Genomic DNA, 18,589 nt, shown 5'->3' with positions numbered 1-18,589 from the left:
CGCGAGCCGCAGGCCCGCCCGCGATCGCCGGCCGGCCTGACGCTTGGGCCACGCTCAGTGCGCGGCCCACTCGATCGTATTCAGGTCGACCCCTTCGAGATGCATGTCCCACAGCGGGCTCAGCTCACGCAGCTTGCCGACCGTGTCGCGCACCTGCGCGATCACGCTGTCCACTTCGGCTTCGGTCGTGAAGCGGCCGAGCGTGAAGCGGATCGAGCTGTGCGCGAGCTCGTCGCTGCGGCCCAGCGCGCGCAGCACGTACGACGGCTCCAGCGATGCCGACGTGCACGCGGAGCCTGACGATACCGCGACTCCCTTGATCCCCATGATCAGCGATTCGCCTTCGACGAAATTGAAGCTGACGTTCAGGTTGTGCGGAATCCGGCGGGTGAGATCGCCGTTCACGTAAACCTCGTCGAGCGTCGACAGGCCGGCCAGCAACCGGTCGCGCAATGCGCCGACGCGGCGGCTTTCCTCCCCCATCTCTTTCTTCGCGAGCCGGAACGCCTCGCCCATCCCGACGATCTGGTGCGTCGGCTGCGTGCCCGAGCGCATCCCGCGCTCATGGCCGCCACCGTGCATCTGCGCTTCGATCCGCACGCGCGGCTTGCGGCGCACGTACAGCGCGCCGATCCCCTTCGGGCCGTAGACCTTGTGCGCGGTCACCGTCAGCAGGTCGACGTTCAACGCATTCACGTCGACCGGAATCTTGCCGGCCGCCTGCACGGCATCGCAGTGGAACACGATGCCGCGCGCGCGGCACAGCGCGCCGATCTCGGCGACGGGCTGGATCACGCCCGTTTCATTGTTCGCGAGCATCACCGACACCAGGATCGTGTCGGCGCGCAGCGCCTGCTTTACGGCATCGAGATCGAGCAAGCCGTCTTCCCGCACGTCGAGGTACGTGACGTCGAAGCCCTGGCGTTCGAGTTCGCGGCACGTATCGAGCACGGCCTTGTGCTCGGTCTTCACCGTGACGAGGTGCTTGCCCTTGCCCTGGTAGAAGTGCGCGGCGCCCTTGATCGCGAGGTTGTTGCCCTCGGTCGCGCCGGAGGTCCACACGATTTCGCGCGGATCGGCGCCGAGCAGCGCCGCGACGTGTGCGCGCGCTTCCTCGACGGCCTGCTCGGCATCCCAGCCGTAGCTGTGGCTGCGTGAAGCCGGATTGCCGAACTGCTCGTGCAGGAACGGCACCATTTTGTCGACCACGCGCGGATCGACGGGCGTCGTCGCGCTGTAGTCCATGTAGATCGGACGGGATTGCATCGAAGCGGCTCCGGAAAGCGGTGTCTCCCGCGGTGCGCAACGCCCGGGGAATAGGGTAGCCGCAGTGTACGTGGACATTCGCGGGTGCCGCGCAACATCCATCACGCCAGTAGGGTTGTCTTTCAAACAAAGCTTTCAAGGTCAGGGTTTACGACAACTTGAACCCGCCTTTGTGTTTACATTTAATAAAAGCTAAATAACAAAGCTAAATAACGGTGCTTTGTTGGGCTGGATTCCGCAGCGGAATCCAGCGATGCAACCCAAGGAGGACGAGATGAGCGAGAACCATGCCGGAACCGGAGCAGGTGCCGACGCGCAGCGGCGCTTTCGCACTGCGCTGTCGATGTTCGCGACGGGCGTCGCGGTGATTACCGCTCCGCGCAAAGAGGGGATGCCGATCGGTATCACGGTCGCGTCGTTCAATGCGGTATCGCTGGATCCGCCGCTGATCCTGTTCTCGGTCGACCGTCGCAGCCTGAGCCTCGGCGATCTGGCCGGCGCGGGCGGCTATGCGGTCAACGTGCTCGACGAGACGCAGCAGCACCTGTCGAACTGCTTCGCGAAAGCGAACGGCGACAAGTGGGGCTGGCGTGCCGACGCGGCCGATGACGACGGCGCGGTGCTGCTGCCCGATGCGCTCGCGACGTTCGAATGCGAACCGTATGCGCAATACGACGGTGGCGATCACGTGATCTTCGTCGGCCGCGTGACGCGGCATTGCGCGCGCTCGGAAGGGCGCCCGCTGATCTTCTTCGGCGGTCGCTACCGCACGCTCGACGGCGTGCATGCGCCGTCTGCCTGAATGCAATCCACGCTTCATTCCACCCAGGAGGACATCATGATCAAGAACGGGACTCAGCACATCGCGTCGCTGCGCGACGGGCGGCAGGTCTATCTGAACGGCCAGCCGGTCGGCGACGTGACCGCGCACGCGGCATTCCGCAATTCGATCCGCAGCTACGCGAGCCTGTACGACTATCAGGCGCGCGACGAGAACGTCGAGAAGATGACGTTCGTCTCGCCCGATACGGGCAACCGCGTCAGCCGGATCTGGCAACTGCCGACGTCCTACGACGAACTCGTCGAACGCCGTGCCGCGATGGAAGCGTGGTCGGAGCTGCATTACGGCTTCATGGGCCGCTCGCCTGACCATGTCGCGTCGTGCCTGTCGGGGATGTATATGGGCGCGGACGTATTCGAGCAATACGATCCGGCGCGCGCGGGCGCGCTGCGCGACTACTACCGCTATGCGCGCGACAACGACCTGTTCCTGACCTACGTGATCGTGAATCCGCAGGCGAACCAGTCGAAGGCGGCGCACGAGCAGGAGGACAAGTATCTTGCGGTCGGCATCGTCGATCAGGATGCGGAAGGCATCACGGTGCGCGGTGCGAAGATGCTTGCGACGAGCGGGATCATGGCGAACGAAGTGTTCTGCAGCTGCATCCAGCCGCTGCGCGAAGGCGACGAGATGTATGCGCTGTCGTTCGCGGTGCCGATGAACGCGAAGGGCATGAAGATCCTGTCGCGCAAGTCGTACGAGGAGAACGCGACGTCGGTGTTCGACAACCCGCTGTCGAGCCGCTTCGACGAGAACGACGCGGTGCTGTATTTCGACGATGTGAAGGTGCCGTGGGAACGGATCTTCGTCGCCGGCAACCCGGCGATGTGCGCGAAGCAGTTCCACGCGACGCCCGCGCACGTGTACCAGAACTACCAATGCCAGGTGCGGCTGATGACGAAGCTGCGCTTTCTCGTCGGGCTCGGCCTGAAGATCTCCGAGGTCAACGGCACCAATGCGTTCCCGCAGGTGCGCGAAACGCTGGGCCAGCTCGCGGCCGAAGCGTCGATGGTCGAGGCGTGGGTCTACGGGATGGAAGCGAAGGGCACCGTCGTCAACGGCTTCTACGTGCCCGACCGCAACATGCTGTACGGCTCGCAGGTCGTCACGCAGCAGCTCTATTCGAAGGTGCTCAACACGCTGCGCGAGCTCGCCGGCGGCGGAATGATCATGCTGCCGTCCAGCGTGCGCGACTTCGAGAACCCCGACCTGCTGCGCATCATCGAGAAGACGCAGAAGTCGCCGGTGTGCTCGTCCGAGGAGCGCGTGAAGTTCTTCAAGCTCGCGTGGGACGCGGTCGGCTCCGAATTCGCATCGCGCCACAACCAGTACGAACTGTTCTATGCCGGCGCGTCGTTCGTCACGAAAGGGCACGCGTATCGCACGTACGACTGGCAGCGCGCATCGCATCTGGTCGATTCGATGCTCGGCAGCTATTCACTGAACCAGGAACTGTCGACGCCGCGCGCCGCCTGATGCGTCGCATCGCGCCCGACTGACCCGCTATCGCTACAGGAGAGACAGATGGCCATCAACAAGCTTCACGACGAATTCCATACGCTGGACATGCAGCGCGACTGGCGGCTGCCGGAAGGTTATGACCCGGCATCCGGCGCGCAGGAACTGATCCTGTCCGGCGCGCTCGACACCGAGCGCAAGCGCGGCAGCCGCACGCGCCTGTTGCGCCTGCCGGCCGGGCTGCACACGAAGAAGCCGTTCGTCCACGACTATTGGGAAGAGGTGTTTCTCGTCGAGGGCGATCTGACCGTCGGCAACGACGAGCACGGCAACGGCGGCACGCCGTTCAAGGGCTATACGTATGCGGTGCGTCCGCCCGGCGCATGGCACGGCCCGTTCAAGTCGAACGGCGGCTGCGTGCTGCTCGAGATCCACTACTACGACCCGGCGTAAGCGCGGCCGATCCATGACATACGGCGGGCGCGGCGCATCCTGCGTGCGCTGCCCGCCACGAGGAGCATTCGATGAAAACCATCACGTTCGCGATCGACGGTCGCGACGGCCGCACCGAGCGCGCGATCGCGATCGACACGCTCGTGATCGCGGGCTGGACGGGCCGCGACACGGTCGCCATGGAGAAGCACATCCGCGAGCTGGAGGAGCTCGGCGTCAAGCGCCCGGCGACGACGCCAGTGTTCTACCGCGTCGCGGCCGATCGTCTCGATCCGGCGCCCGCGATCCAGGTATCGGGCGGGCAGAGCAGCGGCGAAGCGGAGTTCGTGCTGGTGCGCGACGGCGGCGAGACCTTCGTCGGCATCGCGTCCGATCACACCGACCGCGAGGTCGAGACCTACGGGATCACGGTGTCGAAGCAGATGTGCGGCAAGCCGTGCGCGAACACGCTGTGGAAGTTCGACGACGTGGCCGGGCACTGGGATCAGCTCGTGCTGCGCGCGTACGCGACGATCGACGGCGAGCGCGTGCTGTACCAGGAAGGCAAGGTGACCGCGATGCGCGCACCGGACGACCTGCTCGCGCAATTCGCACGCCATGACGGCCGCTTCGTCGACGGCACCGCAATGCTGTGCGGCACGCTTGCGGCGATCGGCGGTATTCGCCCGGCCGAGCGGTTCGAGGTCGAGCTGGAGGATCCGGTGCTGGGCCGCACGATCCGGCACGCGTATGCGGTGGATACGCTGCCTGTCGCGGGCTGACGCGTTCTCGACGAAAACACCATCACGCGCGGCAGTTCGCGATGATCTTTGCGCGGGGCACGATGCCTGCGCGACCCGGCGGCCACGAAGCATCGTGGCACCGGTTCCGTTCGCAGTGGCGCTGCCGCGCGACCGCTCGTCGGTGCGACAGGATCGCGCAAGCGGTTGGCGTTTCCTTGCTTGAATGGATCGGTCTGCGGGCACGACGGAGGAGGTCGCCAGGTTTGGCAGTCTCCAACAAGTGGCACTGGCGATCAAAAAAGATTTGATATATACCTAGTCTACAAAGCTAAATGATGTGCCATCAAGGAGTGGCTGCCATGGCGAACCTGAACGATGAGCGCATCCTGTCCATCACCACCGGAGCGTGTCTGGTTGACGGGACGGATGCCGCGTTTCGTTGCCTGGTCAACGGGCTGTTGCCGTTCGCGGTACGGTTGCAGTCGGTGCGCGACGGTTTCGGTTCATTGATTGGGCTGACGGGCATCCAGTACGCGTTGCTCACCTCGATTGCCCATTTTTCGCCGGATGACGCGGTGACGGTGGATCGTCTGGCGGACCAGTTGCACCTCAGCGTCGCGTACGTCACGATCGAAACCGACAAGCTCAGGAAATACGGGCTGGTCGAAAAACAGCGCCGTCCGGAGGACAGGCGGAGCACGCGGTTGACGATCACGTCCGCCGGTTCAGCGCTGCTTCGGGGGCTTGCGCGTCGGCAACAGGACATCAATAACGTGCTGTTCGAAGGCATCACATCTGCCGAATTCAAGGTGCTTTGCTCGCTAGTCGACCGCCTTGTGATCAATGGCGATCGGGCGACGCTGGATCTGAATCAGTATCTGGCAGACTTGGGAACGATCTGACCCGCGCATGCATGCCGGTGGCGAAGCGCTGTCGGGTCGCGCTGCCGCAGTTGGCAGGATCGGATGTGCGTGGCGACGCATTGGCGTCACCCGTGTCCTCTGCAACCTCCTTGGTCGATCGGTTCATACGCACCCATTCCACCGGTCATCTCGCACACGCGATGAACAATGCAACGGCTCGCTGGCCGTGCATTGTTCGTGCATTCGTTTTTTTAGCGTCGTTTGCCGTCAAAATTTCCTTGTGTACGTGAGCGCCACGTAGTTGTTTTGCAAAAACGGGTTGGTCCCTGCACTCAGGCCGGTTCCGTTCACCTGCACGCGCGGCGAGATGGCATACGCGAATGACAGTTCCGACTGCTTGTTCATCCGATAAGTCGCGCCGACAGTGTAGGTGCGATTGAGCGTGATGGGAACGAGGAACGTAAATGCCGTATTCGCCGGTGTCACGAGCTGATTCGTGATCTCGAAACCTCCCCGCAACGTGAGCGTGTCAGTCACGTCGTATTGCACGCCGATGCGGTAAGCGTTGATATTGGCCAGGCCGAACCCCGGACCGTTCTCCGCACCGAGCGGCGCGGAGAACGTGACCGGATTGCCGAGCACGTGCGTACCGCCGTAGTTGAAGCGAATCCAGTCGAATCCGATCAGCCACTTCGGCGTCGGCCGGAAGGCGATGCCGATGCCGTATTGCTCCGGTTCGTCGAACCGGCCCCCGTCAGGGAAGATCGCGCGGTATTTGTGCCAGGGCGTGTACCGGATCTTCGATGCGTAGAACGCACCCATCGACAGCTGAGACGTGATCTGGCTCATCCACCCGATCTTGAAGCCGTATCCCGGCGTCCAGTCGCGACCCTGGTTCGGTAGCCCGGTCTGCGCCTCGACACCTTCGACGTCGATGGTCGACAGTGCGCCGACCACGGACAATGCAATCGCGTGGTTCCGTTCCGCGCCGAAGCGATACGCGATGGTGGGCGCGACGTGCATGAAGACGCCCTGCGCAAACGTGTTCGAATTCCCCGGGATGCCGCCGTATGGTGTTCGGTAACTCATCAATGCGCCCGATGCCCAGGATGCCACCCCGAACACGAGCGACGGAGACAGCGACTTGACATAGCCGAATTCGGGCATCGGCACGATGCCCGTTCTCGTGTCGTATGTCGCTCCGTTGACTTGTGCGCCGCCGTGGATCGCGAACAAACCGCCGCCAATTTCCACCCGATCGCCAGAAAACGCGATGCCGGCAGGATTTTCTGCCGGTGCCAGCGCCGACTCTCCGGTCGCGATGCCAACGCCGCCCATTCCTTGCTCACGGGTGCCATAACCGGTCGTATAGATTCCGGTGCTGGCGATGCACACATTCGCCACGCTCGCCGATAGTGCCACGGCCAGCGAAATGACTTTACGCTGTTCCATCATGTCTCACTTGTCCTGTTGTCGCTTTTGTTCTGTTTGCCATAGCGTTGCGTCTTGCTATGTCGATATGGGGTTAAGCTGTTCTTGCGATTAAATACGTAATCCTAATCATGGCGAAGAGATGGATTTCCTGAGTGATCGATCTGCTGAGAAGGTCCTTGCCACGACAAAGCGATCACTATCGATTTCCACCCATCGCGACGGCGTCTACGCGGATGTCGGTTTCAGTCATGGCAGGAAGCCACGACGCGGTGCATCGAGAAGACGATCGACCCGGATCGCGAACGCGTTGCCACGCTCAGAGACCGAGTGCGATTTCGCGTGGCGGGGGTGTCTCCCGTGTGCGATCCAGCGCACCGCCGGTGCTTGACGCTATCGAAAGCAGGCCAGCGTCGTTGCCGGAAGGCTTGAGCCGTGGTGTGCCGACGTGAGCAAATGCCAGCAGAGGCGCGTTGTTGCTCCAGCGATGTCCGACACAAGGCGGCATGCGCGGAGCAACCCATCCGACATTCGTGGCGGCCTACTTGGTCGGCATCGCGGGCGAAGGCGCCGTAAGCGTGATGGCCAACGTCAGGTGCTCGAACATCCACCGTCCGGCTTGCCGTGTCATCCGGCCGATCAGCTTCGCGCAACCGAGGATCTCCACGGGGCGCCGATCCATGCCGAACTTCACGACGTATCCATGAATCACCGGCGCATCGTTGCTGCCTTCAACAACGAAGTTGGTCACCGTATGCATCGCGCCGTTCTCCGCTCCCTTGTCGATATGGCTCTGAATGAATGCTTCGATTTCCGCGCGCCCGTGGAACGCGCCATAGATCGCTTCGAACTTGCCGTCCGGGGTGAAGGACTCGGCCCATGCGCGCGCGTTGTGACCGTCGAGCGCCTGATAGACACGCGCGACGGCCTCCTGGACTTCAAGTTTGGTTTCTGCCGATAACGTCATGTTGATTCTCCTTGGGGGTGGCTTCAGGCGGGTGCACGAGCAGCGCTTTGCCAGAACTGTTCGAGCACATCGTTGAAAGGTTTGCCGATCCGCTGGACTGCATGCGTTGAGCCGGGAAAGACTGCTCGTTGGGCACTCAGCTCAGCAGCCAGCGTGTCGCAGATGGCTTCGAACACCGGGCTGCACTGTCCCGAGACGATCAACTTCGGGAACCGGGCGCGCTTGATCTGCGCGAGCGGAATGTAGGTTGCCCACGGTGTCTCGGTCTTCAGGTTGGTCGTTGCCGCAGTAAGCCCCGGCGGAAGCGGTGAGGGCAGTTGCAAAGGCATCTGCAGCGCGGCGGCAAATCCGTCGAGGAAGGTGGCGGCGTTTTCCGTCGATGAACTGGCCCAGTGCCTTTGCATCGCCAGCGATGCTTCGGCCACGACCGGATGGCCCGCCGCGTTGGGAAATGCCGGTGGTTCGATGAGGGTGAGTGAACGAACACGATCCGGCGCGAGTGCCGCGGCACGCGCTGAAACAACGCCGCCCATCGACGTGCCGACCACATGCGCGCCGTCTTCCAGCAGTTCGACGATATCCTGGGCGTCCGCTTCGGGATCGACGCAGGTGACCGGCGGATTGTTGCCGTATCCGCGTCGATTCACGATGACCAGCCTGTAACGCCCGGCTAGCGAACGCTGTTCCGAAAAGGCCGCTCGCCCGTCGTTCAGGCTGCCGTGAACCATCACGACTCGGTCGCCGTGGTCGCCCAGTGTCTCGATATCGAGTTTCATTGCCATGCTCCTCATCACGTTGAATTCGCTCGTGATGGCGCGGAAGCATGTGATTGCTTCAGCACACCACGATTCAGGAGGATTGCGATGCCGTTTCAGCGGTGGTCGGCCGGAACAGCCAGGTGCGCAATTTCTGAAGACAGGGTAGGTGGCCGGAAATCCGTGAACTAGCGGAAACGCGAAGACTTGCTATCGGAATCGCGCAATTCGCAGCAGCGTGATGGATGCGGCTGGACGCATCGTCCTGTTGAGCCGGGAGCGACACAGGGCGGGCATAGGGGAGGACGTCGCGTCAGGCCGAATTTGTGGCTCACGACGCGCGACGTGGGGCGCAGTGCAGCTGCGTTCAGAGGAAGAGGGCAGAAGCAGGTGCCTGATCGCGCCTATTTGTTCAGGACTTCAGAGGGATTCTTTCCGTAGCGACGCTTGAAGTGGGTAGAGAACTCGCCAAGATGGGAGAAGCCGCATTGGAGCGCGACATCCGTCACGGAAGTGCTGCCCGGTGCGGCGAAAGCAAGCGATTCGTACGCGTGTTCGAGGCGCCGGGTGCGCAGCCACTGGGCTGGCGTCACGCCAAGATCGCGCTGGAAGCCGAGTTGCAGGCTGCGCAGGCTGACGTTGCATTCGCGGGCGACTTCGCTGAGCCTGACGGGCTCGCCAAGGTGCTCGAGCATGTAGGTCATGGCCCTCCGGATCTGTGCAGCAGGCGCGCGCTGTTGATTCGCGTTGATCGACGCGCTGAAATTGTTGGGTTGTGCCAGAAGGAGCGTTTCGATCAACAGCTCCTCGATCTGAACGAACAGCCGCGGGTGAGCTTGCGCATTGGCGAGTGCGGTCAGGCCCACGGCGGTTTCAATGAGCGTCAGCCACGGCGTGGGCAGGTCGACTAATGAAAGATTGAAATGCACGGGCTCGAATGTGGTCTTCCCCAGCATGCTCGCGCAAACCGACTCGACTCGCCGTCTATCCAGACGCAGCATGAGTTGGTCGAAACTCGCGCCGATATCGAGCCTGAAGTCGTGGTACGGTCCGACGATCGTGCCGCACCCCCTGGATAAGGGGGCCATCGACGAACCATAAGAGAAACTGGCTTTCCCGCCCAGCGGGATCGAAACGATGAACGTGTCTTCTTCCGGCATGGCCGGTACGATGGTGACATCGCCACCGTAAAGCAACCGGCTGAGCGATAACGGCCCCATTGGCAGGTGATGAAGACGCGCGGCAATCCGTCCATGCCGGCGCCTCAGCACGAGCTGGTGCGGGCGAAGCGCTTCGGCACAGCCGCGTACGACAGCATCCGGGTCTTCACTGGCGAGCATGAGGTGCTCGGCCTGCAAGAGATTGTCGGCAATTCTCGATACGGACGTGCTCATCGACTCGCTCCATCGTCGTCGGTCCTGACGGATCGCTCGCGCGTTCTGGCGTGGGCTGGCTCGCGGCCGTTGGCGCTTGTCCAGGCTTGATGTCGGCCCGCGCGGTGATGGGGGCGCCTGATCGCTTCCTCGCCGATGTTACAGGAGAGCCAGACCTTGTGTTGCCCGTTGTGTTGGCTGACGCGTGGCGCTTCGATGCGGTGCTCGTCTGATGAATCCGGGCACGGATTCAGGAGAGCGTAGTCGCCATGACGAGGTGCCCGATGTCCACGCAACGATGGGCATGTTCCCCGGCGTTCGAACAGCGGGCCGCGAGTCGGGTGCTCGACCTGTTCATGCCGGGCGTTGTTGGCCGCGTAGTACCGCATTCGCTCGATGACGGGTTGGCATCATCTGTTTCGGAAGCAACACCTCGATGCAATGTCCGGAAGCCGTTGGCCACGACACTCACGCGCGGCAGATCGCGATGATCTCCGCGCTGGTCGTTTCGTCGAACGGTGTGCGCTGCCAGTCGCCGAACCAGTCGACCGATGCGAAACCGGCTGCCGTCACGCGCGCGTGCAGGTCGGGTTGCGCGATGAAGCGCAGCCGGCTCGTGTTCGTCAGTAACGTGTCGTCGCGATCGAAGCGGTAGTGCGTGTCGAACGTCACGATCGCGCCGTCTGCCGAGCGCACCGCATGATGAAGATCGACGATGCCCGATTCGCGCGATTCGACGCGGCGTGCCGAATGCTCTGGCGTCCATGCACGCCACGGCGCGATGCGCGGATTGCGGGTGTCGAACAGGAAGCGGCCACTGTGGGCGAGCACGCGCCGCACGCCGCGCAGCGTCGCGTCGATCTCGGCGTCGGTCAGCAGGCACTGGAACGCATGCCCGGTCATCACGACCGCATCGAACGGCGCGCCGGGCGGCAGGCTGTCGAGCCCGCACGCGAGCCAGTGCACGGCATCGGCGCATGGCTGGCGTCGGGCGTAGTCGATCATCGCCGGCGCGGGATCGATCGCGACGACGTCGTGCCCGGCTGCCGCGAGCCGGCGCGCGAACGTGCCGGTGCCGCAGCCGAGATCGAGGATGCGTTGCCGCGCGGTGCCGATCGAGGCTGCGTAGAACGCAAAATCCCGATCGCCCGCGTTGAACAGGTCGTAGACCGCGACGAGGCGCGGGTCGGTATAGAGGGCTTCGCCGGCGGGCGCCGCGGCAGACGTCATGCGGCCGCGTGCGTCAGCGCTGCTGCACGGCCACGCGCAGCCCGAGCGCGATGAAGATCGAGCCGATGATCTTCCCCTGCCAGCGCGTGAGCCACGTGAGCCGCTTCACGATGCGGCCGAGCGGGCGGATCGAGCACGCGATCAGCGTCGTGTAGAGCGAACTGAGCACGACGAAGATCAGCCCGAGCACCGTGAACTGCACGAACGTCGAGCCGCGTTCCGGATGCACGAACTGCGGCATGAACGCCAGGAAGAACAGCGCGGTCTTCGGATTCAGCACTTCGGCGGGAATCGCCTGCAGGTACGCCTTGAGCGGCGTGACGGGCGACACGCTCGGCAGCGACGGATCGGACGGCTTCTCGATCAGCGCGCGCACGCCGAGGTAGATCAGGTACGCGGCGCCGACCACCTTCACGACGTTGAACGCGAGCGCCGACGTCATCAGCAGCGCCGACAGGCCGACGGCCGCGAACAGCGTATGCACGAAGTCGCCGCTCGCGACACCGAGGCCGGTCAGGATGCCGGTCTTGCGGCCACCCTGCACGGTGCGGCTCAGCACCAGCAGCACGGCGGGGCCGGGGATCAGGAACAGGCCCAGGACGACGGCCGTGAAGGTGGTCAGCGTGGTCAGGTCGAACATGGCGGCTCCGGCAGGTGGGCGCAGCGACGGGGGATCGGGGCATTGTATTCGCTTCGGCGTGCGGCTGCTGAGGTGGCACGGGCACCCGCCCGACGGCAGGGCCGCGCCGGCGCCTTTCTGGTATAAGCACGAAAGGGCGCGCGGGTAGCGCGTCCGGCTTCCTCCATCGCCCACCGTTTCATGCGCAAGCTTCCACCGACCACCGATCCCGCCGCGGATGACGACGTCTTCCACGTGCCGCGCCCGCTCGTCGTGTTCGGCGGCTCGGTCGTCGAGCCCGAATGGCGGCTGGAGCGGCACAGCCATCCGCAGGCGCAACTGCTCTACACGCTGAGCGGCGTCATCTACTGCGAGATCGACGGCGGGGTGTGGAGCGCGCCGCCGCAATGCACGGTGTGGATTCCGGGCGATGTCCCGCATGCGGCGCGCGGCTCGGCCGGCGCGACGTTCTACGCGGTGCTGGTCGAACCGGACGCCGCACTCGACCTGCCTGCGCGCTGCTGCACGCTGTCGGTGTCGCCGCTGCTGCGCGAACTGCTGCTGAAGGCGGCGAGCTTTCCGAACCTGTACGACGTCGACGGGCCGCAGGGGCGGCTGATGGCGACGCTGCTCGACGAACTCGTCGCGGCGCCGGTCGAGGATCTGTACCTGCCGATGCCGGTCGATCGCCGGCTGCGCAAGCTGGTCGACCATCTGCTCGACGACCCGGCCGACAAGTCGCCGCTGCCCGCACTCGCGCGGCGCGCGGGCATCAGCGAGCGCAGCCTGACGCGGCTCGCGGCCAAGGAACTCGGGATGAGCCTCGGCGACTGGCGCCGGCGGCTGCACGTCGCGCTGTCGCTGCGGATGCTGACGACCGGCCGCCGCGTGCACCAGATCGCGATCGACCTCGGCTACGAGAGCGCGAGCAGCTTCGTGACGATGTTCCGCAAGGCGACCGGCAAGTCGCCGACCCAGTACCTGACCGACCGGCAACGCTGAACGTCGACGTCCGCGTCGCCCGTTGTACGCGATTGGCCGGATTGAGCAAGCGGTTGGCCGGGACGATAAATGACGCGATGGGCCTCGATCCATAAAATGAGAATCGTTCTCATCTGGAGGCCAACATGCAGATCGTCACGACCGAATTCCCGTTTGTCTGGTTGCGTTATACCGGTTCGACGCACACCGATCCCGCCCGTCTGATCGCCGAACTCGACGCGTTGCTGGCGCGTCGCGAACCGTTCGTTCTGCTGACCGACGACGCGCCGTCCGGCGACGATCGCGGCGCGGACGATCACGAGTTGCGCAAGCAGCTTGCGAAGTGGAGCAAGGCCAACCGCGCGCAGTCGCGCGAATGGATCCCCGCGATGATCGCGATCGAGCCGGACGCGTCGCGGCGCGTGGCGCTCAACGCCTTCTCGGGCGCGTTCGAGAAGGTATGGGGCTATCCGCTGAACGCGACGGAATCCCGCGACGACGCGCTCGCGCTGGCGCAGCGACTGCTCGCCGAACCGGCGCGCGGTGCCGTGACGGCGAACGTCTGAACCGTCTGCCGCGCCGGCGGCGCGGCGTTCCTCGATACGCATGCACGGTGCGCGAGCGCGCCGTGGCATGCGGCAAACATGCAGGGGTGTCGGGTGGACAATCCGATCCGCGCGATGCGCATCTTCACGCGCATCGTCGAAATGAACAGCTTTACGCGTGCGGCGCAGGCGCTCGGCATTTCGCGCGCCACCGCGACGCGGACCGTGCAGGAACTCGAAACGGCACTCGGCATGCCGTTGCTGGTGCGTACGACGCGTGCGCTGCGCGCGACGCCCGAAGGCGACGCGTATTACCGGCGCTGCGTGCGCATCACGGCGGACGTCGACGAGCTCGAAGCCAGCATTCGCGGCGCCGCGCTGCATCCGAGCGGGCCGCTGCGCGTCGAGCTGCCGGCGGCGGTCGCGGACGCGATCGTGCTGCCGGCGCTCGGCGGGTTTCATGCACGGCATCCCGATCTGGTGCTGAGTTTGGGGGTGTCCGGCCGTGTGGCCGATCGCGTCGGCGACGTGATCGACTGCAGCGTCCGGCTCGGCGAGCTGCCCGATTCGTCGCTCGTCGCGCGCCGGCTCGGCATGCTCGAGCGCGTGACGTGCGCGAGCCCCGCGTATCTCGACCGACACGGCGCCCCGCGCACGCTCGACGACCTGGCCGTGCATCGAGCGGTCAGCGCGTCGTCCAATCCGGGCCAGCGTACGGCCGAACTCGATTTTCTCGTCGATGGCGCGGTGCGCAAGGTGCGGCTCGACGGGATCGTCAGCGTGGACGACGAGCACGCGTATCTGGCCTGCGGCGCGCATGGCCTCGGGTTGATCCAGCCGCCGCGCGTCGCCGCGCAGCCGTTGATCGACGCGGGGCAACTGCGGGAAGTGTTGTCGCGGTGGCCGCCGGCGGCGCTGCCCGTGTCGGCGGTGTATGTGAAGCGTCCGCATGTGTCGCCCGGCGTGCGCGCGTTCGTCGACTGGATCGCGGAGCGGTTCGAGGCGGCGGTGGGGGATCATGTGGGCATGGTCACCACGCGGGTGTGGCGGCCGATGACGGATGCCACGGACAGGGTCGATCAGGTGGATGCCCAGATGGCCGCCGCTTGATCGGCGAGCCTCGAATCAGGCGCGTTCAAGCATTCGCAAGGTGGAATGCGGGGCCCATGCGTTCCTGCTCGCGGTCGGGAAGCCCGAATCTCGTCGCCAGTGTTCCCCATTAGCCGACGATGTTGCGGAAGCTGTCGGTGAGCGCGTCGGGTTGTCCTGGGGAAGCGGTCGGCGGAAACCGCGCGCGGATTCGCGCGACTGCCGGTTCATATGAATGTGCCAATATTCTGGCGATTTTTGACGAAATAGCTGAAATATTGGCTCTTTTGATCGGGCTGCACGCCTGTCTCTCGCGGATCGACGTGCGTCGTTTCCTGCGCCCCGCTCAACCTGCCAGCTCCCCCGCCAGAAAATCGACGAACGCCCGAATCCGCGTGGACATCTGATGACGCTGCGCATACACCGCATAGATGTCGGCGCTCGGCGTTTCGTAGTCGGGCAGCACGACGACCAGGCGGCCGTCGGCGAGATAGTCGCGTAGATCCCATTCCGCGCGCATCAGGATTCCGTGCCCGTCGAGCGCCCACTTCACGGCGATCTCGCCGTCGTTCGTCGTCAGGTTGCCGTTGATCCGCACGGCTTCCGTATTGCGCGCCGTGCCGCGCCCGCTCGTCAGGCGCCAAATCCCGTAACGCTCGTCCCCCTGCCGGATGCCGATGCAGTTGTGCCGCGTCAGGTCGTGCGGCGTGCCGGGTGTGCCGTGCCGTGCGAGATACGCGGGCGCCGCGCACAGCAGCCGGCGGTTCGGCGCGAGCCGCCGCGCAACTACGCGCGTATCGGGCGGCTCGCCGAAGCGGATGCACACGTCGAACGCGTCGTCGGTGAGCGGCGGCGGCATCACCGACAGCTGCAGTTGCACAGACACTTCCGGATAACGCGCGACGAAGCGCGAGATCGCGGGGCCGACCTGGTTGCGCCCGAAGCCGAGCGTCGCGTTCACGCGCAGCAGCCCCTTCGGGCGCTGCTTCGCGCTGCCGAGCAGTTCGCCGAGTTCGTCCATCTGGTCGAGGATCCGGCGCGCGTAGTCGAGATACACGTCGCCTTCGGGCGTCAGCATCATCCGCCGCGTCGTGCGGTTCACGAGCGTGACGCCCGCGCGCCGCTCCATCTGCGTGAGCCGCTTGCTGACGGCCGCCGCGGTCAACCCGAGTTCTCGCGCGGCCGCGCTCAGGCTGCCGGATGCGGCGAGCGTCGAGAAGAAGCCGAGATCGGCTGGCTGGACGGTATCCGCCATGACGAGATTCATGAATTGAAGTTAAAGATGCTTTGAGTCTAGCACCGGTTCTTGCACTTCTGGTTCGGTAAAGTGCTTCCACGCTGACGATCAATCGAGGATGTGCGCATGAAGACCTACCGTATCGCAACGATTCCCGGCGACGGGATCGGCAAGGAAGTGGTGCCGGCCGGCAAGCAGGTGCTGGAAGCGCTGGCCCGCGCCAGCGACCGCTTCGCGTTCGAGTTCGAGGATTTCGACTGGGGCGCCGATTACTACCGCCAGCACGGCGCGATGATGCCGGCCGACGGCCTCGACGCATTGCGCGGCAAGGACGCGATCCTGTTCGGCTCGGCAGGAGACCCCGACGTGCCCGATCACGTGACGCTGTGGGGCCTGCGCCTGAAGATCTGCCAGGGCTTCGACCAGTACGCGAACGTGCGCCCGACGCGCATCCTGCCCGGCATCGACGCGCCGCTGAAGCGCTGCGGGCCCGACGACCTGAACTGGGTGATCGTCCGCGAGAACTCCGAAGGCGAATATGCAGGTGTCGGCGGCCGCGTGCATCAGGGGCATCCGATCGAGGCCGCGACCGACGTGTCGATCCTCACGCGCGCCGGTGTCGAACGCATCATGCGCTTCGCGTTCCGGCTCGCGCAGTCGCGCCCGCGCAAGCTGCTGACCGTGATCACGAAGAGCAACGCGCAGCGGCACGCGATGGTGATGTGGGACGAGATCGCGAAGCAGGTCGCGCAGGAATTTCCCGACGTGACGTGGGACAAGGAACTCGTCGACGCGGCGACCGCGCGCATGGTCAACCGGCCGGCGTCGCTCGACACGATCGTCGCGACCAACCTGCACGCGGACATCCTCAGCGATCTCGCGGCCGCGCTCGCCGGCAGCCTCGGCATCGCGCCGACCGGCAACATCGATCCCGAGCGCCGCTATCCGTCGATGTTCGAGCCGATCCACGGCTCCGCGTTCGACATCATGGGCAAGGGGCTCGCGAATCCGGTCGGCACGTTCTGGTCGGTCGTGATGTTGCTCGAGCACCTCGGCGAAACGGAGGCGGCCGCGCGCGTGATGCAGGCGATCGAAGCGGTGACGGCCGACCCGTCGCTGCATACGCGCGATCTCGGCGGCAGCGCGACGACCGCGCAGGTGACGGCGGCCGTCTGCGAGCGCGTCGCGAACGCGGCAGTCGCAGCCTGACGACAACGGAGGTGATGTGCCGGCGGGCCGCGACATTGCGGCTAGTGGCGGCGCGCGCGCGTAACCGGTAACCGGCCGTCGCCCGTTCATCATCACTCCGTTTTCCAGCCCGCGACTCGCGCATCCGACGCGAGCCGGGCGCCGGCCCGCGCGCTTCGCGGCGGTGCCGGCGAGCATTCATACACCGAGCACGACTCGACGGCTCGACCTCGAAGGAGGAGACACATGCAAGCGGATCTGGAAACCCGCGTCGCGCGGAAACTGATGTGGCGCATCATTCCGTTCGTGATGCTGCTTTACTTCGTCAGCTTTCTCGATCGCGTCAACGTCGGCTTCGCCGCGATGACGATGAACAAGGCGATCGGCCTGTCGCCGACTGCGTTCGGGTTCGGCGGCGGCCTGTTCTTCATCGGCTACTTCCTGTTCGAGGTGCCGTCCAACCTGATTCTTCATCGCGTCGGCGCGCGCATCTGGATCGCGCGCGTGATGATCACGTGGGGAATCGTGTCGGCCGTGTCCGCCTTCGCGTCCGGGCCGACGAGCTTCTACGTGCTGCGCTTCCTGCTCGGCATGGCCGAAGCCGGATTCTTCCCCGGCATCATCCTGTACCTGAGCCTGTGGTTCCCCGCGAAGCAGCGCGCGGTGGCCGCCGCGTGGTTCATGGCGGCCGCGCCGATCTCGACCGCGATTGGTTCGCCGCTGTCGGGCGCGATCATGCAGATGCCGCCGATGTTCGGGCTCGCGGACTGGCAGATGCTGTACGTCATCGAAGCGCTGCCGGCGGTCGTGCTCGGCTTCGTCGTGCTCAGGTGCCTGACTGATTCGCCGTCGCAGGCCACCTGGCTGCGCGCGGACGAGCGCGACTGGCTGGTCGCGAAGCTGAAAGCCGAAGCCGATGTGCGCCACACGCATGCCGGGCATACGGCTGGCGCGTGGCAGGCGCTGCGCGATCCGCGTGTGCTGGCGCTTGCGCTGATTTACTTCGGTACGTCGGCGGGGCTGTACACGCTCGGCCTGTGGGCGCCGTTGATGGTCAAGCAGTTCGGCTTCACCGCGCTGCAGACGGGCCTGCTCACCGGGATTCCGAGCATCGCCGCCGTCGTCGCGATGATTGGGTGGGCGCGGCATTCGGATCGCAGCGGCGAACGCACGTGGCACGTTGTGATTCCGTGCGTGCTGGCATGCATCGGCTTCGTGTTCGCGGGGCAGGCGAGCACCGCGCTGCTGACCGTGCTCGCGCTGGTCGTCGTCAACATCGGCATCAGCGCCGCGAAGGCGCCGCTGTGGGCGATGCCGAGCGCGTTCCTGTCGGGCGCTGGCGCGGCCGCGGGAATCGCGATGATCAACTCGATCGGCAATCTCGGCGGGTTCGTCGGGCCGTTCGCGATCGGCTGGCTGAAGCACGTCACGGGCGGGTATGCCGCGGGGCTCTATGTGGTGGCGGGCACGCTCGCAGTGTCAGCGGTCGTCACGCTGATGCTGAGTCGCAAGGGCGCGCGCGAGCAGGTCGTGTCGGGCGTGCAGCACCATCATTGACGGTGCGGTTCGTT

The 18,589-nt window shown here is 65.1% G+C and carries 18 protein-coding genes; 10 read left to right on the top strand and 8 right to left on the bottom strand.

Features of this window, described 5'->3' with window-relative positions; genetic code table 11:
• Positions 1 to 54 precede the first annotated feature (54 nt).
• Positions 55 to 1,266 (bottom strand): IscS subfamily cysteine desulfurase, encoded by a 1,212-nt coding sequence (locus LGN19_RS09835; RefSeq protein WP_226214298.1) that lies wholly within the window; start codon positions 1,264 to 1,266, stop codon positions 55 to 57.
• A 253-nt stretch (positions 1,267 to 1,519) separates the two neighbouring features.
• Here LGN19_RS09835 and LGN19_RS09830 point away from each other — a divergent pair, with 253 nt between their 5' ends.
• From LGN19_RS09830 to LGN19_RS09810, 5 genes are all read left to right on the top strand, one after another.
• Positions 1,520 to 2,068, top strand: coding sequence for a flavin reductase family protein (locus LGN19_RS09830; protein WP_226214296.1), 549 nt, complete (start codon positions 1,520 to 1,522; stop codon positions 2,066 to 2,068).
• 36 nt (positions 2,069 to 2,104) lie between these two features.
• On the top strand, positions 2,105 to 3,583 hold the full coding sequence (locus LGN19_RS09825) for a 4-hydroxyphenylacetate 3-hydroxylase family protein (protein WP_043178102.1): 1,479 nt from the start codon (positions 2,105 to 2,107) through the stop codon (positions 3,581 to 3,583).
• 48 nt (positions 3,584 to 3,631) lie between these two features.
• The gene (locus tag LGN19_RS09820) at positions 3,632 to 4,018 is read left to right on the top strand and encodes a hypothetical protein (protein WP_011356002.1); all 387 of its coding nucleotides are present in this window, start codon (positions 3,632 to 3,634) and stop codon (positions 4,016 to 4,018) included.
• A gap of 71 nt (positions 4,019 to 4,089) precedes the next feature.
• On the top strand, positions 4,090 to 4,779 hold the full coding sequence (locus tag LGN19_RS09815) for a DUF2848 domain-containing protein (protein ID WP_174958266.1): 690 nt from the start codon (positions 4,090 to 4,092) through the stop codon (positions 4,777 to 4,779).
• 320 nt (positions 4,780 to 5,099) lie between these two features.
• Positions 5,100 to 5,642 carry a MarR family winged helix-turn-helix transcriptional regulator gene (locus tag LGN19_RS09810; RefSeq protein WP_226214294.1) on the top strand — a complete coding sequence of 181 codons (543 nt, stop codon included), beginning with the start codon at positions 5,100 to 5,102 and terminating at the stop codon, positions 5,640 to 5,642.
• A gap of 228 nt (positions 5,643 to 5,870) precedes the next feature.
• Here the strand turns inward: LGN19_RS09810 and LGN19_RS09805 are convergent, their stop codons facing one another.
• From LGN19_RS09805 to LGN19_RS09780, 6 genes are all read right to left on the bottom strand, one after another.
• Complete coding sequence (locus tag LGN19_RS09805; protein WP_226214292.1) at positions 5,871 to 7,058, bottom strand: OmpP1/FadL family transporter; 1,188 nt, start codon at positions 7,056 to 7,058, stop codon at positions 5,871 to 5,873.
• Between the two features lie 517 nt (positions 7,059 to 7,575).
• Positions 7,576 to 8,001, bottom strand: coding sequence for a nuclear transport factor 2 family protein (locus LGN19_RS09800; protein WP_174958264.1), 426 nt, complete (start codon positions 7,999 to 8,001; stop codon positions 7,576 to 7,578).
• A 23-nt stretch (positions 8,002 to 8,024) separates the two neighbouring features.
• A complete protein-coding gene (locus tag LGN19_RS09795) occupies positions 8,025 to 8,777 on the bottom strand; it encodes an alpha/beta fold hydrolase (protein ID WP_226214290.1) in 753 nt (250 codons plus the stop codon).
• A gap of 383 nt (positions 8,778 to 9,160) precedes the next feature.
• Positions 9,161 to 10,150: an AraC family transcriptional regulator gene (locus LGN19_RS09790; RefSeq protein ID WP_226214289.1), complete on the bottom strand. Its 990-nt coding sequence runs from the start codon at positions 10,148 to 10,150 to the stop codon at positions 9,161 to 9,163.
• A gap of 447 nt (positions 10,151 to 10,597) precedes the next feature.
• Positions 10,598 to 11,359: a class I SAM-dependent methyltransferase gene (locus tag LGN19_RS09785; protein ID WP_226214288.1), complete on the bottom strand. Its 762-nt coding sequence runs from the start codon at positions 11,357 to 11,359 to the stop codon at positions 10,598 to 10,600.
• 13 nt (positions 11,360 to 11,372) lie between these two features.
• Complete coding sequence (locus tag LGN19_RS09780; protein WP_175221717.1) at positions 11,373 to 11,999, bottom strand: LysE family translocator; 627 nt, start codon at positions 11,997 to 11,999, stop codon at positions 11,373 to 11,375.
• 180 nt (positions 12,000 to 12,179) lie between these two features.
• Here LGN19_RS09780 and LGN19_RS09775 point away from each other — a divergent pair, with 180 nt between their 5' ends.
• The 3 genes from LGN19_RS09775 to LGN19_RS09765 all read left to right on the top strand — a co-directional run bounded on the left by LGN19_RS09775 (position 12,180) and on the right by LGN19_RS09765 (position 14,614).
• Positions 12,180 to 12,980 (top strand): AraC family transcriptional regulator, encoded by an 801-nt coding sequence (locus tag LGN19_RS09775; protein ID WP_174958260.1) that lies wholly within the window; start codon positions 12,180 to 12,182, stop codon positions 12,978 to 12,980.
• 125 nt (positions 12,981 to 13,105) lie between these two features.
• A complete protein-coding gene (locus tag LGN19_RS09770) occupies positions 13,106 to 13,525 on the top strand; it encodes an ATP--cob(I)alamin adenosyltransferase (protein WP_226214287.1) in 420 nt (139 codons plus the stop codon).
• A 93-nt stretch (positions 13,526 to 13,618) separates the two neighbouring features.
• Entirely contained in the window at positions 13,619 to 14,614 is a 996-nt protein-coding gene (locus LGN19_RS09765; RefSeq protein ID WP_226214286.1) for a LysR family transcriptional regulator, read from the top strand.
• A gap of 325 nt (positions 14,615 to 14,939) precedes the next feature.
• Here the strand turns inward: LGN19_RS09765 and LGN19_RS09760 are convergent, their stop codons facing one another.
• Positions 14,940 to 15,848 carry a LysR substrate-binding domain-containing protein gene (locus LGN19_RS09760; RefSeq protein ID WP_226214285.1) on the bottom strand — a complete coding sequence of 303 codons (909 nt, stop codon included), beginning with the start codon at positions 15,846 to 15,848 and terminating at the stop codon, positions 14,940 to 14,942.
• A gap of 108 nt (positions 15,849 to 15,956) precedes the next feature.
• On the opposite strand from LGN19_RS09760, the gene LGN19_RS09755 reads away from it, so the two are divergent.
• On the top strand, positions 15,957 to 17,039 hold the full coding sequence (locus LGN19_RS09755) for a tartrate dehydrogenase (protein WP_226214284.1): 1,083 nt from the start codon (positions 15,957 to 15,959) through the stop codon (positions 17,037 to 17,039).
• 225 nt (positions 17,040 to 17,264) lie between these two features.
• Positions 17,265 to 18,575 carry an MFS transporter gene (locus tag LGN19_RS09750; protein ID WP_226214282.1) on the top strand — a complete coding sequence of 437 codons (1,311 nt, stop codon included), beginning with the start codon at positions 17,265 to 17,267 and terminating at the stop codon, positions 18,573 to 18,575.
• Positions 18,576 to 18,589 lie beyond the last annotated feature (14 nt).

It is taken from the genome of Burkholderia sp. AU30198 (assembly GCF_020419825.1).
In the GTDB taxonomy this organism is placed as follows: Bacteria; Pseudomonadota; Gammaproteobacteria; order Burkholderiales; family Burkholderiaceae; genus Burkholderia.
The sequence above is the reverse complement of the archived record's forward strand: the minus strand, read 5'-3'. Positions and strand labels throughout refer to the sequence as shown.

Coding starts and splice junctions, on each gene's coding strand:
- LGN19_RS09835 (WP_226214298.1), bottom strand. CDS start 1,266: ATGCAATCCCGTCCGATCTACATGGACTACAGCGCGACGACGCCCGTC.
- LGN19_RS09830 (WP_226214296.1), top strand. CDS start 1,520: ATGCAACCCAAGGAGGACGAGATGAGCGAGAACCATGCCGGAACCGGA.
- LGN19_RS09825 (WP_043178102.1), top strand. CDS start 2,105: ATGATCAAGAACGGGACTCAGCACATCGCGTCGCTGCGCGACGGGCGG.
- LGN19_RS09820 (WP_011356002.1), top strand. CDS start 3,632: ATGGCCATCAACAAGCTTCACGACGAATTCCATACGCTGGACATGCAG.
- LGN19_RS09815 (WP_174958266.1), top strand. CDS start 4,090: ATGAAAACCATCACGTTCGCGATCGACGGTCGCGACGGCCGCACCGAG.
- LGN19_RS09810 (WP_226214294.1), top strand. CDS start 5,100: ATGGCGAACCTGAACGATGAGCGCATCCTGTCCATCACCACCGGAGCG.
- LGN19_RS09805 (WP_226214292.1), bottom strand. CDS start 7,058: ATGATGGAACAGCGTAAAGTCATTTCGCTGGCCGTGGCACTATCGGCG.
- LGN19_RS09800 (WP_174958264.1), bottom strand. CDS start 8,001: ATGACGTTATCGGCAGAAACCAAACTTGAAGTCCAGGAGGCCGTCGCG.
- LGN19_RS09795 (WP_226214290.1), bottom strand. CDS start 8,777: ATGAAACTCGATATCGAGACACTGGGCGACCACGGCGACCGAGTCGTG.
- LGN19_RS09790 (WP_226214289.1), bottom strand. CDS start 10,150: ATGAGCACGTCCGTATCGAGAATTGCCGACAATCTCTTGCAGGCCGAG.
- LGN19_RS09785 (WP_226214288.1), bottom strand. CDS start 11,359: ATGACGTCTGCCGCGGCGCCCGCCGGCGAAGCCCTCTATACCGACCCG.
- LGN19_RS09780 (WP_175221717.1), bottom strand. CDS start 11,999: ATGTTCGACCTGACCACGCTGACCACCTTCACGGCCGTCGTCCTGGGC.
- LGN19_RS09775 (WP_174958260.1), top strand. CDS start 12,180: ATGCGCAAGCTTCCACCGACCACCGATCCCGCCGCGGATGACGACGTC.
- LGN19_RS09770 (WP_226214287.1), top strand. CDS start 13,106: ATGCAGATCGTCACGACCGAATTCCCGTTTGTCTGGTTGCGTTATACC.
- LGN19_RS09760 (WP_226214285.1), bottom strand. CDS start 15,848: ATGGCGGATACCGTCCAGCCAGCCGATCTCGGCTTCTTCTCGACGCTC.
- LGN19_RS09755 (WP_226214284.1), top strand. CDS start 15,957: ATGAAGACCTACCGTATCGCAACGATTCCCGGCGACGGGATCGGCAAG.
- LGN19_RS09750 (WP_226214282.1), top strand. CDS start 17,265: ATGCAAGCGGATCTGGAAACCCGCGTCGCGCGGAAACTGATGTGGCGC.